Origin of the sequence: Microvirga tunisiensis (genome assembly GCF_009296175.1) — a bacterium.
GTDB classification, from domain to species: domain Bacteria; phylum Pseudomonadota; class Alphaproteobacteria; order Rhizobiales; family Beijerinckiaceae; genus Microvirga; species Microvirga tunisiensis.
This window is the reverse complement of sequence record NZ_VOSK01000952.1, coordinates 1-636: the sequence shown is the minus strand read 5'-3', so window position 1 is coordinate 636 and position 636 is coordinate 1. Positions and strand designations below refer to the sequence as shown.

The 636-nt window shown below is 60.8% G+C and carries 2 protein-coding genes; one reads left to right on the top strand and one right to left on the bottom strand.

All coding sequences use genetic code 11. The features are described 5' to 3' along the window. Window positions 1-144, bottom strand: a 144-nt coding sequence (locus FS320_RS49570) for a DUF6429 family protein (protein WP_244626992.1), incomplete at its 3' end; no start/stop codon positions are given. A 58-nt stretch (window positions 145-202) separates the two neighbouring features. Here FS320_RS49570 and FS320_RS44690 point away from each other — a divergent pair. After that, complete coding sequence (locus FS320_RS44690) at window positions 203-577, top strand: hypothetical protein (RefSeq protein ID WP_152718812.1); 375 nt, start codon at window positions 203-205, stop codon at window positions 575-577. Window positions 578-636: the final 59 nt, after the last annotated feature.

Here is a 636-nt window from a genome sequence, read left to right as displayed (position 1 = left end):
GACTGGGTCGCCGATCAAGCCCTTCTTGTGAAGCCGATCCGTCGTTGCCCAGTCGAAGCCCTTCCAGGCACAACGCTCGTTATGCAGCGTCAGCCATAACAGCGCCAAAACGGCATCGTCGATCTTGTCCTCATCGATCTCCATGAACCGACGTTACCACGCGCGGCACCCAAAATCCCGCGGCCCCGCTCGGATGGATACGTTGTACCTGATGTTCATCGGCCCCTATTCCGAGGGCGGGGAGTGGTCGGACGAGCACATCGTCGGGCAGCGCAGGTTCCTGTCGCGCATGCGGCGCTGGCTGGAGCGCCGCGGATCGGACCGGATCGACTTGGTACCCTTCGAGGATCAGGTCGACCGGGACGTGCGGGCCTTCAAGTTCAACAAGGTCGTGAGTGGCTTCATGGAGTTCTACAACCGTCACAAGCACCTGAGACTAGACGAGGACACGGCCCGACGGATCGAGGCGGTGCTGCGTGTCTTTGCGCCGGGATTTCGAGCAGGCACTCAGCTCGAGTTTAGCCCATCACACGGCATGGCAGAGTGCGTATACCAAGCATCGCTGAAGCGCCTGTGAGGGTTTTGGCGTTTTGTGCCGGCGCCGGGATGTGAGTAAACCCGTTTCGCGCCAGATAG